Source organism: Daejeonella sp., from assembly GCF_030695525.1.
Lineage (GTDB): Bacteria > Bacteroidota > Bacteroidia > Sphingobacteriales > Sphingobacteriaceae > Daejeonella.
In genome coordinates this window covers 105,105-120,833 of sequence record NZ_JAUYSS010000012.1, presented here as the reverse complement: position 1 = coordinate 120,833, position 15,729 = coordinate 105,105, and the positions used below count along the sequence as shown (strand labels likewise).

General features: G+C 39.3%; 17 protein-coding genes. 8 read left to right on the top strand and 9 right to left on the bottom strand.

Features of this window, described 5'->3' with window-relative positions; all coding sequences use genetic code 11:
• Positions 1-45 precede the first annotated feature (45 nt).
• A complete protein-coding gene (locus tag Q8S11_RS02430) occupies positions 46-738 on the top strand; it encodes a hypothetical protein (protein WP_305660490.1) in 693 nt (230 codons plus the stop codon).
• An 18-nt stretch (positions 739-756) separates the two neighbouring features.
• On the opposite strand, the gene Q8S11_RS02425 is transcribed toward Q8S11_RS02430, so the two are convergent.
• Complete coding sequence (locus tag Q8S11_RS02425) at positions 757-1,785, bottom strand: Gfo/Idh/MocA family oxidoreductase (protein WP_305660489.1); 1,029 nt, start codon at positions 1,783-1,785, stop codon at positions 757-759.
• 225 nt (positions 1,786-2,010) lie between these two features.
• Here Q8S11_RS02425 and Q8S11_RS02420 point away from each other — a divergent pair, with 225 nt between their 5' ends.
• From Q8S11_RS02420 to Q8S11_RS02410, 3 genes are read left to right on the top strand one after another with little or no spacing between them, the layout of a single operon-like run.
• On the top strand, positions 2,011-2,349 hold the full coding sequence (locus tag Q8S11_RS02420) for a hypothetical protein (RefSeq protein ID WP_305660488.1): 339 nt from the start codon (positions 2,011-2,013) through the stop codon (positions 2,347-2,349).
• A 10-nt stretch (positions 2,350-2,359) separates the two neighbouring features.
• Positions 2,360-3,061, top strand: a complete 702-nt coding sequence (locus tag Q8S11_RS02415; RefSeq protein WP_305660487.1) for a peptidylprolyl isomerase — start codon at positions 2,360-2,362, stop codon at positions 3,059-3,061.
• 5 nt (positions 3,062-3,066) lie between these two features.
• Positions 3,067-3,834 (top strand): exodeoxyribonuclease III, encoded by a 768-nt coding sequence (locus Q8S11_RS02410; protein WP_305660486.1) that lies wholly within the window; start codon positions 3,067-3,069, stop codon positions 3,832-3,834.
• 246 nt (positions 3,835-4,080) lie between these two features.
• Here Q8S11_RS02410 and Q8S11_RS02405 read toward each other — a convergent pair whose 3' ends face one another.
• From Q8S11_RS02405 to Q8S11_RS02375, 7 genes are all read right to left on the bottom strand, one after another.
• Positions 4,081-4,653, bottom strand: a complete 573-nt coding sequence (locus Q8S11_RS02405; protein ID WP_305660485.1) for a 5-formyltetrahydrofolate cyclo-ligase — start codon at positions 4,651-4,653, stop codon at positions 4,081-4,083.
• 89 nt (positions 4,654-4,742) lie between these two features.
• Complete coding sequence (efp, locus tag Q8S11_RS02400; RefSeq protein WP_305660484.1) at positions 4,743-5,303, bottom strand: elongation factor P; 561 nt, start codon at positions 5,301-5,303, stop codon at positions 4,743-4,745.
• 82 nt (positions 5,304-5,385) lie between these two features.
• The gene (locus tag Q8S11_RS02395) at positions 5,386-6,003 is read right to left on the bottom strand and encodes an ATP-binding cassette domain-containing protein (protein WP_305660483.1); all 618 of its coding nucleotides are present in this window, start codon (positions 6,001-6,003) and stop codon (positions 5,386-5,388) included.
• A gap of 30 nt (positions 6,004-6,033) precedes the next feature.
• Complete coding sequence (gene lpxA / locus Q8S11_RS02390; protein WP_305660482.1) at positions 6,034-6,819, bottom strand: acyl-ACP--UDP-N-acetylglucosamine O-acyltransferase; 786 nt, start codon at positions 6,817-6,819, stop codon at positions 6,034-6,036.
• The gene (locus Q8S11_RS02385; protein ID WP_305660481.1) at positions 6,816-8,228 is read right to left on the bottom strand and encodes a bifunctional UDP-3-O-[3-hydroxymyristoyl] N-acetylglucosamine deacetylase/3-hydroxyacyl-ACP dehydratase; all 1,413 of its coding nucleotides are present in this window, start codon (positions 8,226-8,228) and stop codon (positions 6,816-6,818) included. Before Q8S11_RS02385 ends, lpxA begins: the two co-directional genes overlap by 4 nt.
• Before the next feature lie 30 nt (positions 8,229-8,258).
• A complete protein-coding gene (gene lpxD, locus Q8S11_RS02380) occupies positions 8,259-9,296 on the bottom strand; it encodes a UDP-3-O-(3-hydroxymyristoyl)glucosamine N-acyltransferase (protein ID WP_305660480.1) in 1,038 nt (345 codons plus the stop codon).
• A gap of 54 nt (positions 9,297-9,350) precedes the next feature.
• Positions 9,351-10,586 carry an HD domain-containing protein gene (locus tag Q8S11_RS02375; protein WP_305660479.1) on the bottom strand — a complete coding sequence of 412 codons (1,236 nt, stop codon included), beginning with the start codon at positions 10,584-10,586 and terminating at the stop codon, positions 9,351-9,353.
• A 96-nt stretch (positions 10,587-10,682) separates the two neighbouring features.
• Here Q8S11_RS02375 and Q8S11_RS02370 point away from each other — a divergent pair, with 96 nt between their 5' ends.
• The 4 genes from Q8S11_RS02370 (at position 10,683) to Q8S11_RS02355 (ending at position 14,653) form a co-directional block, all read left to right on the top strand.
• Entirely contained in the window at positions 10,683-12,236 is a 1,554-nt protein-coding gene (locus Q8S11_RS02370) for a bifunctional response regulator/alkaline phosphatase family protein (protein ID WP_305660478.1), read from the top strand.
• Between the two features lie 36 nt (positions 12,237-12,272).
• A complete protein-coding gene (gene tsaE / locus Q8S11_RS02365) occupies positions 12,273-12,689 on the top strand; it encodes a tRNA (adenosine(37)-N6)-threonylcarbamoyltransferase complex ATPase subunit type 1 TsaE (RefSeq protein ID WP_305660477.1) in 417 nt (138 codons plus the stop codon).
• A gap of 75 nt (positions 12,690-12,764) precedes the next feature.
• On the top strand, positions 12,765-13,976 hold the full coding sequence (locus tag Q8S11_RS02360; RefSeq protein ID WP_305660546.1) for an alanine dehydrogenase: 1,212 nt from the start codon (positions 12,765-12,767) through the stop codon (positions 13,974-13,976).
• Complete coding sequence (locus tag Q8S11_RS02355; protein WP_305660476.1) at positions 13,976-14,653, top strand: M15 family metallopeptidase; 678 nt, start codon at positions 13,976-13,978, stop codon at positions 14,651-14,653. The genes Q8S11_RS02360 and Q8S11_RS02355 overlap by 1 nt, the downstream gene beginning before the upstream one ends.
• 40 nt (positions 14,654-14,693) lie before the next feature.
• Here the strand turns inward: Q8S11_RS02355 and Q8S11_RS02350 are convergent, their stop codons facing one another.
• Positions 14,694-15,704 (bottom strand): aminotransferase class I/II-fold pyridoxal phosphate-dependent enzyme, encoded by a 1,011-nt coding sequence (locus Q8S11_RS02350; protein ID WP_305660475.1) that lies wholly within the window; start codon positions 15,702-15,704, stop codon positions 14,694-14,696.
• Positions 15,705-15,729: the final 25 nt, after the last annotated feature.

The window sequence follows — 15,729 nt, the reverse complement described above, 5'->3', positions numbered from 1 at the left end:
ATCCCGATTAAGCTTGATTCATATTAAAAAAAACCACTGATAACCATGTACCAGTTCGAAATTAGAAAAGACTGTATTAAAGAAGTTAGAATATCCATTCTTAAAAAAGTAATCCTTGGTTCATTGATTATATTGGGTTTTCTTTCCTACAAATACTTTAAAGATCCTAACATTTATGTACTCCTTTTAGCAACTACAACTATGGTTGGCGCGATAATTTGGGGATATTATAAAGCTGTAGAACGGCAAATGTTACTTTATGACAGCTATGTTCTAACCATTGATAGTCAAACGATTAAACGAGAGCAGTATGACACACCTGATATTATTATAAAAACCGCAGATATCAGCAGAATTATTAAAAATCGAGATGGGAGTTTCAGCATAAAAGGAAATTCACCGGCAACTACTCTGGAGGTTCCATCCCAATTAGAAGAATACGAAAGGTTTGAAAATGTACTGTCTGGGATAAAACCAATTTCAAAAAAGACAGGCATTCAATTTGAAGACCTGGTAATTATTTTGTTTTTAGGTTCTTTTGTTACGGTATTGATTTCCAATGACAAAATAATTATTGCTGCCTGTGCGGCTATTGTTGTTATAGGCTGGAGTTATTCTGTATTCAAAAATCAACAGAATCAAAATATCGACAGTAAATCGAAAAGTAATTGGTGGATAGGGATTATATTTATTATCTACTTTATCAAATCTGTATATGAAAAACTAAGCGGACTATAATAGGCCTAAGCAATCCTCCTAAACTTTATCCGGTTCACTTTCCAGTATTCCGATCTGTATCATCACCTCCGATTCTTTAACCGGAAATTCAGCATTGTTTCTAATAGTCTGAACTACTGCTTCGAAGAGATCCATATAATTTCCAACAGCTGAAGGAACCAATTCAATGGTTTTTTCACCCTGTTCGCTTATCAAAGTCAGACGACCTTCTTTACCGGCATCCTCCTTCCCAAATCCTGGCTCACCGGGCTTCATTCCTGCAATGAGTTGATCTTCCTGCTTGTCGCAGAATGCCTTTACAAATGAACCTTTAGTACCATGAATGATAATACCCGGCTGGGGGTCGGCAACGAGGAGACTTGTGGTTATAAATACATTCAGTTGGTTCGGATAAGTTAAGTGGATATGTCCGTAATCATCCACCAATGAATTCTTACGGTAAACACCGGTTACTTTACGGTATGAAAGAGGCTCGCCGAGTATACAAATTGCCTGATCAAGCAAATGTGCAGCCAGATCATATACAATGCCTGCTGCAGGAATTGGAGTTTCTTTAAAAACTTTAGGGCCGATTTCAGCCCTGTAGCGATCATAACGCAGATGCACCTCAATGATCTGTCCGAGTTTTCCACTGTTTATGGTATCACGGGTAACCTCAAAATCACTCGAAAATCTTCGGTTCTGATAAACCATCACCTTTCGGTTCAGTTTTCTACCCAGATCAAAAATTTCTTTTGCCTCAGCTTGCGTCGGAGCGAATGGCTTTTCAACCAAAATATCCTTTCCAGCCATCAATGCTCTTCTGGAATAATCTACGTGGGTATTACTTGGGGTATTGACAATAAGCAGTTCAATTTCTGGATCATTCAATACCTCATCAAGGGAATCATAACTTTTAACACCCGGATAATCGGCATTTACCTTTTTAGTATTGTGCTCCAGCACACCTTTGAAATGGAAGCCCGGGTGAACATGAACAAATGGTCCGTGAAATAGCTTTCCCGACATTCCGTAAGACAGTAAAGCAGTAACGATTGGTTTTTGCATGAACAAATATAGTATTTGAGGTGAAATTTCAGAGTGGGAGGATTTTCCCTATGGTCGGTGTTATCACCGTACCATAAGCAAACACAACACGTGATCGGTGATAACACCGACCATAGGAAGCAGCATAGTCAGATCACGTGGTCGGTGAAAACACCGACCACAGGGTAATCCCATAATCAGATAATTTCTCATTCAGAAATTCCATTTTTTTGCAGACTTTTGTACATGACCCCAGCAGAAATAAACGCCAAATGGAAAGTACTACAAGAGCAGATAGCGAAAGATTTTGATACCGATCTTCCTGATATGAAGGTTATGTTGTTTCTGATTGGTGTTCAGGAACTAGGCAAAGGTCCGGCAAAATTCAGTAAACGTCAGAAAGAAGAATTAATGCATATTGCCAACTGCCGTTTATTCAGTGAACTGGGTTTTTATGAACTCGAAGGCCTCGATCAGGATGGTTGGCCCCATTGGAAACTAATTAAACCCATCCCTGCCTATACCCTTCTGGAACAGGAAATGATTATGCGATCATTGATCATCACCTATTTTGATAGTATATAATCCCTGAAAAATGAAAAAACTATCTGTTTTCTTACTGATATTTTGCGTGAGCTCAGTTTTCGCTAAACCCAAACATGATTTTGTAAAGATCAAAACCAGTAAAGGCGAATGCATCATCATGTTATACAACCAAACTCCTAAGCACCGGGATAATTTTCTGAAACTGAGCAAAGAGGGTTTTTACAACAGTACCCTTTTCCATCGGGTAATCAAAGAATTTATGATTCAGGGTGGTGACCCGGATTCAAAAACAGCTAAACCGGGTCAGGTATTGGGTGAAGGTGATTTAAAATACCGCATTGATGCGGAGTTTAGAGACAGTCTTTTCCATAAAAAAGGTGTCCTGGCTGCGGCCCGCGATAATAATCCGCAAAAAGAATCCAGTGCAAGCCAGTTTTATATTGTTCAGGGTAAAAAATGGACTGATGCTACACTTGACGATTTGCAACTAAAAAGAATGAATGGCCGTATCATTCCCGAATCACAGCGCAGGGTTTATAAAGAACTCGGAGGAACGCCGCATCTTGACCAGAACTACACCGTTTACGGTGAGGTAGTCAGCGGGATCGAAATGGTCGATGCAATCGCTGAGGTTAAAACTGGTACATCCGATCGCCCTGTTGAAGATATTTCGATGATGGTAAGTGTCCTAAAAAAAAGAGAGGCCAGAAAAATCGATAGGAAACAGAATTTAAGACACAATACACTTTAATTTCTATGAAGATTATCACTTATAATGTCAATGGGATTCGTTCAGCATTAAGCAAGAACTGGCTGGAATGGTTAAAGGCCGCAAATCCGGATGTGGTTTGTTTACAGGAAATTAAAGCCACCCCCGATCAGCTCACAGACTTACTACTGCTTGAGCAAATGGGCTATGAACATTACTGGAACCCGGCAGAAAAAAAAGGGTATAGCGGCACAGCTATTTTTACTAAAATTAGTCCGAAACACGTAGAATACAGCTCAGGCATGGACGATTACGATCGTGAAGGCCGTATTCTACGTGCAGATTTTGAAGGCATTTCTATAATGAGCACCTATTTTCCATCTGGCTCGAGCAGTGAAGAACGCCAGGATTTCAAATACCGTTTTCTGGAAGATTTCAGGGATTATTCCGATAAGATTAAACTTGAAATCCCAAATCTGGTGATATCTGGTGATTATAATATTTGCCATAGACCAATTGATATCCATAATCCAAAATCCAATGCAAATTCTTCGGGTTTTTTGCCGGCAGAGCGCGAATGGATGGAAGATTTTATCAATTCAGGCTATATTGACTCATTCAGACACTTCAACGAAGAACCACATAACTATACCTGGTGGAGTTTCAGAGCAAATGCCAGGGCTAAAAATCTGGGCTGGCGAATCGATTATAATCTGGTTTCTGAAAAATTAAGGGATAAACTGAAACGGGCAGCCATTCTTCCTGAAGCCAGACATTCTGACCATTGTCCGGTGCTTTTGGAGTTGGATATATAATGTTTAACAAGAGTAATATAATGGGATGTGAATCAAAGTTTAAGAATTCTGTCTGATGTACATAAACCCGATTGAAGCGGATACCGGCCTGTGATTAAGGCCTGTGGAGTATAAGCGAAAAGCGGGGTTTGCTTTAAAAAGCTCCACATCAGCACATTTCCAAAGAAAGAACCCTCAATACCCTCAAAGAAGCATAATAAACCCTACCATTAAATGTAATAATATCAAAATCAGGCATTTATCGAATTAAAACTCCCAAATCTTATCCGGACAAATACAGGCGTTCATTTTAATATCAAACTCATTCAGATCATAAATCTCATCAACAGGGTTGAAGTAAGATAAACCGATTTTCTTTACATCGGGTCTGCAGGTCATGAGAAAACGGTCATAAAAACCTTTTCCATATCCCGCACGGTTGCCTAGTTTATCGAATGCCAGAAGAGGAATAAATACCAGATCGATCTGATGGGCTGGAATAATCTTTCCATGGATTGGTTCTGGGATATCAAATTTGTTTCTGCCTAAAATGGTGTATTCATGGTCATAAAGCACGTTTTCCATCAGTAGGTTTAAAAAATCGGTTCTGGGTATGACAATATTTAAATCGGGGATGTTCTCTTTAAAATAATTCAAAATAGAGAAAGTATCAACCTCGTTCCTCTTACTAATAGGCAGAAAAACATGAACCATACGGTAATCCAACCAGTTAAAGAGCTTAACCTGCTCCATAAGTCCATCAGTCAGCATCCAGTATTCTGAACGCGAAAGGTTCTGACGCTTTTCCAGATATAATTTCCGCAATGTTGCTTTATCCACAATACGAATGTAAAAACAATTCCGGCGAAACTTGGCTCAAAAAAAAAGTCCTTCCATAAAGAAAAGACCTTTCCAAAAATATCTAAAATCTATTTAACTCTTTCGATGTACTCTCCTGTACGCGTATCTACTCTTACCTTATCTCCCTGATTAACAAAAAGAGGAACTCGAATCTCGATTCCGGTTTCAACAGTAGCACTTTTTAAGGCATTTGTAGAGGTATCTCCTTTTACAGCAGGCTCAGTATAAGTAATTTCAAGCTCAACACTGGTAGGTGCTTGTGCCATTATTGGCTCTTCGCTTTCGAAAGAAACAATCACATTCATTCCTTCTTTCAGGAATTTGGCAGCGTTTCCAAATAAGGTTTTTTCAATACTGAATTGCTCGAAAGTAGTATTGTCCATTACTACAAAATAATCTCCCTCTTCATAGAGGTACTGATAATCACTGGTTTCAACCCGGCAAATTTCTACCTGCTCATCTGTTCCCATTCTGGCTTCAACAATTTTACCCGATTTGATATTCCTTAACTTTCCGATGTAGAAAGCCCCGCCTTTACCTGGCGTACGGTGAATGATTTCATCCACAGTTACCAATTCGCCATTATAACGTAATATATTCCCGGATTTAATTTCTGAAGCCTTTGCCATATAATTTTACTGATTTCGAGCCGCAAAGATAGCGGCATTTTATTAATTTTCCAATATTTGCCTAGAGGGTAATGCGGGTATTTTATTTGTAATCTGCTACATTCAGTTGAGTCTTACAAAAACTATACTCCTGCAATTGATTAGAACAAATGATGAGAATACGATCAGAAGAGTAAGTTTCAATCAGGGAAAGATACCATTCCAAACCTTGTTGGTCCAGATTTGAGGCTGGCTCATCCAGGAGAATCATTTCAGTATCAGAACAAAAAGCCAGCGCGAGTTTTACACGCTGTTTCATTCCTGAAGAAAAATGCTTTATCGCTTTATGCTCCGAATGTTTGAGACCCAGAAGTTCGATTAATAGCGCACGGTTAAGGCCAGATCGGTATTTCTTAAACTGGAAATGAAAATCAATGAGTTCTCCTAAGGTAAATTCCTCTATGAGCTCAAGATAGGGTGCAGCCATTGATATATGTTCAAAAATTTTCTCATGATTCAGCAAAACATCATCCTTTGTATATAAGATTGTTCCCTCTGAACTGCTCAGACTTCCTGAAATAACTTGTAAGATTGTAGATTTTCCGGCACCATTGGCACCCAGAATGGCATAGGAACTGCCGCTTTCAAAAACATAATTTACATCCCTGAAGATCCATTCGCGATTAAACCGGCGGCCAATGTGTTCAAGGTTTATTTTCATTATTTAGCAAATTCCCGGGAATCTCAAGGTCTAAGAATTACCAAAACCCTTCATAACACCGCGGTTAGAGTTTCGGATAAAATCTACGATCTCATCCCTGATCTCAGTAGCTTCGCGTTCGGTTTCTATAATATCCAGAGCTCTAGAAATATTAAATTTTTTGAGGAATATGGTTCTGTAAATGTCCTGGATCTCATTAATTTGTTCGGAAGTAAAACCTCTGCGACGTAAACCGACCGAGTTAATTCCAACATAGGCAAGTGGCTCACGTCCGGCCTTAGTATAGGGAGGTACATCTTTACGCACAAGCGAGCCTCCGGATATAATCGAATGTGCGCCTATCGAAACAAACTGGTGAACGGCTGAGGCTCCGCCTATAAAAGCATAATCCTGCACTTCAATATGTCCAGCCAGTTGCACAGAATTTGCGATGATAACATTGTTTCCTATAACACAGTCGTGGGCAATGTGGACATAAGCCATCAACAAACAGTTTGACCCGATGGTGGTTGTATTCCTGTCGAGTGCGGTACCCCTGTTCAGTGTTACACATTCCCTGATTATCGTATTATCTCCAATTGTTACTGTTGAAGCTTCCCCTTTATATTTCATATCCTGAGGCGGTGCCGAAACAACAGCTCCCGGAAATATACGGCAGTTCTTCCCGATTCGGGCACCATCCATGATGGTAACATTTGATCCGATCCAGGTACCTTCACCTATAACTACATCCTTGTAGATGGTAACAAAGGGTTCTATAACAACGGTTTCGGCAATTTTGGCCTGTGGATGGATGTATGCTAGGGGCTGAATCATACGCTTGCTTCGCTTTCTTTAACTCTGATTATTTGTGCCATCATTTCTGCCTCTACCACAATCTTTTCACCTACCATTCCAACACCTTTCATTTGACAAATACCTCTTCTGATTGGTTCCATTAAATCGCAGCGGAATACAATAGTATCTCCGGGTAATACCTGAGCACGAAATCTGACCCGATCAATCTTTAGGAAATAGGTGAGGTAATTACGCGGATCGGGCACAGTACTCAATACTAAAATCCCCCCTGTTTGAGCCATTGCTTCAATCTGAATCACGCCCGGAAGCACCGGTGCACCCGGAAAATGCCCTTTGAAGAATTCTTCATTCATGGTAACATTTTTTACTCCAACCACATGTGTTTTTGAAAGCTCGAGAATTTTGTCAATAAAAAGAAAGGGCTGTCTGTGTGGCAAAATGTTCATGATCTGAACCACATCATACAATGGAGGAACGCTCGGATCATATACCTGTACATTCTTTTTTGATCTGTCCTTTTTGATCTGGGATTTAATCTTCTTGGCAAATGCAATATTGGCGGCATGTCCGGGTCTTGCCGCCATGATATGTCCCTTCAGCGGGACACCAACCAATGCCAGATCACCAATCATATCCAAAAGTTTGTGACGGGCCGGTTCATTCTGATAACGTAATTCAATATTATTCAGAATTCCTTCTCTAGCCACATCAATATCGTCACGGTTAAAAAGTTTGGCAAGGTTCTTTAACTCATCCTTACTAACCTGCTTATCAACAACCACAATCGCATTATTCAAATCACCACCCTTAATCAGATCATGTTTCAATAACATTTCAAGTTCATGGAGGAAACAAAATGTGCGACAGGATGCTATTTCTTTTTTAAATTCTGAAAGTGTTGTTATTGCTGCATGCTGACTACCCAATACCGGTGAGTTATAATCAATCATACAGGTAAAGCGATAATCATCAAGAGGCATCGCAACCATCTCAACTTTACGGTCGGGTTCAGAATAATGAATATTATGCGGGATGCTGTAATACTCGCGGTCTGCCTCCTGATTCACAAATCCCACACTTTCCAGTGCATCTACGAATTGTATTGAACTTCCATCCATAATAGGAATCTCAGGGCCGTCCAGCTCCATCAGTACATTATCTACCTCTGTACCTACCAGACTAGCTAAAACGTGTTCAACCGTATTCACGCTGGCTCCATTCTGGGTCAGGGTGGTTCCCCTTGAAGTATCGGTCACATTGTCCACATCGGCATCGATGATTGGCGTTTCCGGAAGGTCAATCCGCTTAAATTTATATCCATGATTTTCGGGAGCGGGCTTAAATGTCATCCTTGCTACCTTGCCGGTATGTAAACCGACTCCTGTCACAGAAACTTCTGATTTAATAGTTCTTTGCTTTACATTCATCGTATTAATCTTCTTCAGTCCGGATACTGATTACTTTAAACTGTCTTTTATAATTTTTTCAAGATCTTGAATTCGCTTTTCCAGCTCAGGTAATCGTTTTACAATGACCTGCGATTTCAATGAGTCCCGGTAACCCATCATCGGGAATCCGTTCCAGCTCATATTCTCCTCCTTTATTGAATTATTAACCGCTGATTTTGCGCCGATATTACTACCATTGGCAATGCTTATATGTCCCACCATTCCCACCTGTCCGCCAATAACGCAGTTTTCACCAATTTTGGTACTTCCAGAGATTCCGGTTTGTGCTGCAATCACCGTATTTGCACCAATCTCTACATTATGTGCAATCTGAATCAAATTATCAAGTTTTACCCCTTTCCGGATAACCGTTGATCCCATAGTTGCCCGGTCAATCGTTGTATTTGATCCTATTTCTACGTTTTCTTCAATTATAACGTTACCGATCTGGCTTACTTTTCGGTACATACCCTCGCCTCCATTAGCAAAGCCAAATCCGTCACTCCCAATTATAGCACCTGAGTGGATAATGGAATTATCCCCAATGATGCAATTAAAATACACTTTTACACCGGCATACAAAGTTACATTCTTACCAACAATTACATTGTCAGCCAGGTAAGTATTCGGATAGATCTTACTGCCATCTCCAATTTTAACATTCGGTCCAATATATGCAAGTGCGGCAATGTAAACATCTTTGCCTATTTCAGCACTTGGATGAATAAAACTGGGTTCTTCGATTCCTGTTTTAGTTGATTTTAATAGTTCATCATATTTCTCCAGTAAAACTGAAAATGCGCTGTATGCATTTTTTACCCTGATTAATGTTGCATTAATAGGCTGGGTAGGTTCAAACTCCTCGTTTACAATAATGATGGATGCTTTAGAGCCATAAACAAATTGCTCATATTTAGAGTTTGCAAGAAAAGACAGGGACCCTTGCTTTGCTTCTTCTATTTTCGCAAGCTGATTTACTGTCACCTCAGGATTACCTTCTACAGTTCCTTGAAGTAAAATTCCAATCTGATGAGCAGTTAATTGCATCGGGCAAATTTATAGCTTATATGTTAACGAACAAATTTTGAACTTATTCGCAAATTATTCGATATCTCTAATTTCCTTAACATAACAAAGAATATACTTCTGTACTGTTTTTGCCAGGGCCTCCAGATTAGAATTGTCTGATGCTTTGGTAATATCCAGTATAGACCCATTTTTCATCAAAATGTTAATACTTCCGTCGCCAACACTATAGGCATTATTCCTTATTGTATCAGTAAATACGAAATAAGAGGTGTCATCGTCAGAAACCTCGAATTCAACCGTTACCCTCTCAGCCAAGTCATTTATCCATTCAACGGGTGGTGGTTCATTACTAATCTCCACCTTATAAAGATTTCGGCTAATCAGATGCTTACAAAGTGTAGAAAGGATGAGGTCTTCATCATCAGCCCAAACCTTTATCGATGTAAATATATCATTATCATCCAGTTTGGTAAATCTTTCTAAATTTCGGGGATCATTTCTAAATTCTTCCCGGCTTACAGAATTCTTCAAAAAATAGGAAAAACAGGGACTTGCAAACAAATTCCTTCCCTCAAAGGATAGTTCTTTTGCCCTTTCCAGTATCTTCACCAGCATTTGCTCTGCAGCAATGACTGTTTTATGTAGATATACCTGCCAGTACATCAGTCTGCGGGCAATCAAAAATTTCTCAATAGAATAAATACCCTTTTCTTCAACAACTAACTGATCATCATAGACATCCAGCATTTTAATGATTCTGTCGAAGCTAATTACTCCTTCCGAAACTCCGGTAAAGAAACTATCCCTGTTCAGATAATCCAGACGGTCGATATCAAGCTGCCCGGAAACCAGTTGGTGTAAAAAAGTTTTGGAATAACGGTTGTTGAATATTTCAAGAGCCATGCTAAGTTTTCCATCAAACTCCCGATTCAAATTATTCATCAGCAGTGCTGTAATATGCTCATGAGATACTCCGTCTACAATGGTGTGCTCCAGGGCATGAGAATAGGGGCCATGGCCAATATCGTGAAGTAAAATGGCAATCATCACCGCTTCTTCTTCTTCATAAGAAATCGCCTGACCTTTACTTTTTATTGTTTCAACCGCTAAACTCATCAGATGCATTGCACCTAGGGCATGATGAAAGCGTGTATGAAGAGCACCGGGGTAAACCAAATGGGTCATTCCCAATTGTTTAATATAGCGTAGACGCTGAACATAAGGGTGCTGAATCAAATCATACACCAATTCTGATGGAATGGTGATGAATCCATATACCGGATCATTAATTATTTTCTTCTTGTTCAAGATCGAGAATCTTACGGCACAAAAATTGTTATTTTAAATGACAATTGAACGTATTAATAAGTTCAATAAACTATTAATTATTAATTTTACATTGAAATGCAGGAAACAAACATATTATGGGCCGACGATGAGATCGACCTGTTAAAACCGCACATACTATTTCTCAATGAAAAAGGTTACAGGATTAAAACTGTAACCAATGGTAATGATGCACTGGATTGTTTCAAAAATGAAAATTTCGATCTGGTCTTCCTCGATGAAAATATGCCGGGTCTGACCGGGCTTGAGACTCTCGCCAGAATTAAAACCATTGATCCCGATATTCCGATCGTACTCATCACTAAAAACGAAGAGGAATACATGATGGAAGATGCAATTGGATTTAAAATAGATGATTATCTCATCAAGCCGGTAAATCCTAAACAAATCCTGCTTACCATAAAAAAACTGATTGACAATAAACGCCTGATTAGTGAGAAAACATCTATGGCCTATCGTCAGGATTTTAGAACTCTTGGGATGACCCTAAACGAAAACCTGAGTTTTTCAGAATGGGTGGATGTTTATAAAAAATTAGTTTACTGGGAACTTTCTCTCGAGAAACTTGAAGATGAAGGCATGCATGAGATTCTGACTGTGCAAAAGTCAGAAGCCAATGTTCAGTTTTCAAAATTTATTGAAAAGAACTATTTGAAATGGCTTAAAAATCCGGAGGATGGGCCAATTACTTCGAATCAACTTTTTGTTAAAAAAGTTTTTCCTTCGTTGGAACCTAAAATACCGACTTTCTTCATACTCATCGATAATTTGAGATACGATCAGTGGAAAATGATCAATTCTTTATTGATGGATTATTATCGCATCGATGAAGAAGATAGTTACTATTGTATTTTACCCACAGCCACTCAATATGCCAGGAATGCAATTTTTTCTGGATACATGCCGATTGAAATGGAGCGACACTTTCCAAAAATGTGGCAGAATGATGAAGATGAAGGTGGCAAAAACCTATTCGAAGAAAAATTTCTTGCTGATCAGATCCAGCGAGTCATGCGTAAGGAATGCAAATACTCATATAATAAGATTCTCACCTTTGAACAAGGAAAAAACATCAGTGAAAACATGCATAATTTAATGGGGAATGACTTGAATGTTATTGTCTATAATTTTGTTGATATGCTTTCTCATGCACGTACCGATATGGCGATGATAAGGGAACTTGCAAATGACGAAGCAGCATACCGCTCTTTAACCCTCTCATGGTTTGAGCACTCGCCTCTCCTGGATGCGTTAAAAAAGCTCTCCCAGAAAAAAATAAAACTGATTATTACTACTGATCACGGAACAATCCGGGTAAAACATCCGAGTAAAGTGATTGGCGACCGGAATACCAACTCAAATTTAAGGTATAAACAGGGTAAAAATCTGGATTTCAATTCCAAAGATGTGTTTCATGTCAAAAATCCGCATGATGCAATGCTTCCAAAACTGCATATGAGTTCGAGCTTCATATTTGCTAAAGAGGATAGTTTTTTTGTTTACCCGAATAATTACAATCATTTTGTTAACTATTTTAACGAAACGTTCCAGCATGGGGGCATTTCCATGGAAGAAATGATTGTACCATACGTTACATACAGTCCGAAATAAACCAGTCTGACACATTTTTAAATTTAATGCGATCTAATGAATATCCGGGTTAATAGTGAAAGGGAACTGCATGAAGTAGCATCTGAACTATTAAAATTTGCAGAAAAAGAAAAAGTCTTTCTATTCGAAGGCGATATGGGTGCGGGCAAAACAACCCTGATCAAATCATTATGTTATGCCCTTGGAATGATAGAAATGGCAAGCAGCCCTACCTATTCTATTGTAAATGAATATGCATACCCCCGGGGGAAAATTTATCATTTTGATTTCTTCCGTATCAAATCGCAGAATGAAGCTTTTGACATCGGATTTGAAGAATATCTGGCTTCAGGAGAATACTGTTTTATCGAATGGCCGCAAAATATAGCCGACCTTTGGCCCCATCATTACATCAAAATAACAATATCTGAAGGCGAAAACGGACTACGCAATATTGAAGCGAACAGGGTTTAAACTGAATTATTCTAAATAAAGCCCTTCCTGTTTTAAAAATTTCGTACCTTCAAATGCCCTATTAGAACCCACATGATGAGTGAATTATCTGACATTGCAAAACAAGCCATGATGCAACCTCAGGAGGCGATGTTGGAGCTTAAAACCAAGAAAAACAACCTTTACATTGGGATCCCGAAAGAGACCTCTTTCCAAGAAAACAGAATCGCTTTAACTCCTTTATCCGTTGGCTTATTGGTTCAGCATGGACATGAAGTTGTGATTGAGGCCGGTGCCGGACTTGCTGCCAACTTTAAGGATAATCATTATAGTGAACAGGGTGCTCAGATTGTATATGATAAAAAGGAAATTTATAAAGCCGATCTGATCATCAAAATAGCACCCCCTACAGAGGATGAAGTCGAAATGATGAAGATGGGACAGGTTCTGTTCTCTGCCCTTCAGATGTCGACCATGAAGGCCGATTTCCTCAAGTCTCTGATGAAAAAGAATATTACAGCACTCTCATTTGAATACCTTCGAGATGAAGGAAATGTACTTAGTGTGGTCAGGGCAATGAGTGAAATTGTGGGTGCTACTTCAGTACTTATAGCAGCAGAATACCTGAGCAACGTGTTTGAGGGTAAAGGCTTGATGCTTGGCGGAATAACAGGTGTGCCACCAACTGAAATTGTTATTTTAGGCGCCGGAACAGTTGGGGAATATGCTGCCCGGACCGCTATTGCTCTTGGTGCCGAGGTGAAGGTATTTGACAGCTCCATTTTTAGGTTACGCCGTTTGCAAAACAATATTGGAAGCCGGGTTTTTACATCAGTCATCCAGCCTGTAGTATTAGAAAAGGCAATTTGCAGTTGCGACGTTGCTATCGGAGCCATTCGTGCAAATCACGGTAGAAGCCCATGCATTGTATCGGAGGAAACCGTCAGTAAAATGAAGCCTAACTCCGTGATAATTGATGTCAGTATTGATCAGGGGGGCTGTTTTGAAACATCAAGTGTGACTAATCATACTGTGCCAACTTTCAGAAAATACGATGTGATACATTACTGTGTTCCAAACATAGCATCCAGGGTATCACGTACTGCAACCTATGCTTTGACTAATATTTTCACACCAATCATACTGGATATAGGGGAAATGGGAGGAATAATGAACCTGATTTGGGAAAGACCCGGTATACGGAATGCAATCTATCTTTATCAGGGTAAGCTTACCAATAAAGATCTGTCAGACCGCTTTAATATCCCCATGAAAGATTTGGATCTGCTGGTTATTTCAAACCGCTGATGAAAAAACTGCTATTATTTATCCTGCTCTCTGGATTTGCCCCAACTTATGCCCAGCTTATTAACCCCTACGGTTTACTGGTCATCAATGAGCGTACTGCATATAATAAATCAGTTGAGCAGGATAAAAACAAACAGTTAATTGAAATCAAAAAACGGATACCAGACATTATACTGGATATCCGGTACGCCGGAAAAAATAATTTTACCAAACAGGCAGTATACAAACAGGCAAGGGCATTTGCCAGACTTCCAGTGGTCGAAGCCCTTAAAAATGTTCAAAATGAGCTCAAAAAATCGGGACTCGGACTAAAAATATTTGATGGATACCGCCCCTACAGTGTAACGGTTAAGTTTTTTGCAATTGCCAGCGATAAGAGTTTTGTTGCGAATCCAAAGGATGGATCACGACATAACAGAGGTTGTGCAATTGATCTCACCCTAATCGATTTGAAAACCGGAAAGGAACTGGAAATGCCCACTCCCTACGACAGCTTCGCTCCAGAAGCTGCATCCGATTATACTGACCTTCCTTCGAATGTCATTAAGAACCGTGAATTACTTCGAAGCGCAATGGAAAAGCAGGGATTCAGAGTGCTTAAAAATGAATGGTGGCATTTTGATTTTATTGGCTGGAAAAGCTATGAATTGATGGATATTCCATTTGAAGATTTGTAAAACCCCAAAGCCAATACCTAATTGAAATAATCTATTGAGATCAATAATTCCTGTCTATCGCCTTTGCCAGAATTTCAAGTTCCTCTATCTCATGTATACTAGTAATCACAATCCTGTGAATTGCTTTAGCATTTGGATCAGGATAAGGAAAGGATGAAATATTGATACCGTTTTTTAACAGATTTATAGCAATTTCATCATCTAACAATAGAAAAACCGGAAAATCATTGATAAAAAAAAGCTTTTTTGTAGATTCCAGCAGATCCGTAAATAGCCTTAAATTTCTGTGCAAATTATTAAGCTCATGTTTATAAATAGACTCTGCATGAACAAAAGCATAAAGCATCCCGGGTGATGGAGGTGAACTGCCCACATAAACAGGTGAATTTCTCAGGTTCATAATACCTTCAGTATTTCCCAGAATCATGCCTGCATCAAAACCCAGTGCCTTTGCCATCGACGCAATCACAAAGGTTTCAATATTCGGTAATTGAGGCAGGCTGCTGTAAATACCTTCTCCCTGATTACCAGTAATTCCAATTCCATGCGAATCATCTATCAGCAGTACAATTTTTTTAAGGGGGTCAATACAATTTAACCAATCGAAATTATAGATTTCGGGAATTAGGTTATTCAGCGAGTTGCTGATAAGCATTACCGGCTGATCTGATTCATTGATCTGTTTGACCGTATTCTCTGCCCATTCCTCAAATTTTATCCGTGGTGCTGCAGGTTTTCCAATCCAAAGTGCCGGATGAGTATCGGGAGCATAAATTAACAGATGAGTTTCATAATATTGCTGAACAAGTAATTGGGCAGCCAGATATCCACTCGACAAAAAAATGGAATCTTCGGCTCCGAACCTGCTGGCCGCTTCATTTTCGGCAATAGAAAAAATATCCAGCGTAATATTATTGTTTCTGGATGCTCCGTAGTTTATTCCATAAATCTCAATACCTTCAAAAACAAGTTTTTTGAAGGCCTCATTATGGGGCATACCCAAATATGCTGTGCCGCCAAAAAATAGGTTTAGTCCCGTTCCTTTCTTCATTCTGCTTTCTATATTTTTAGTGGGT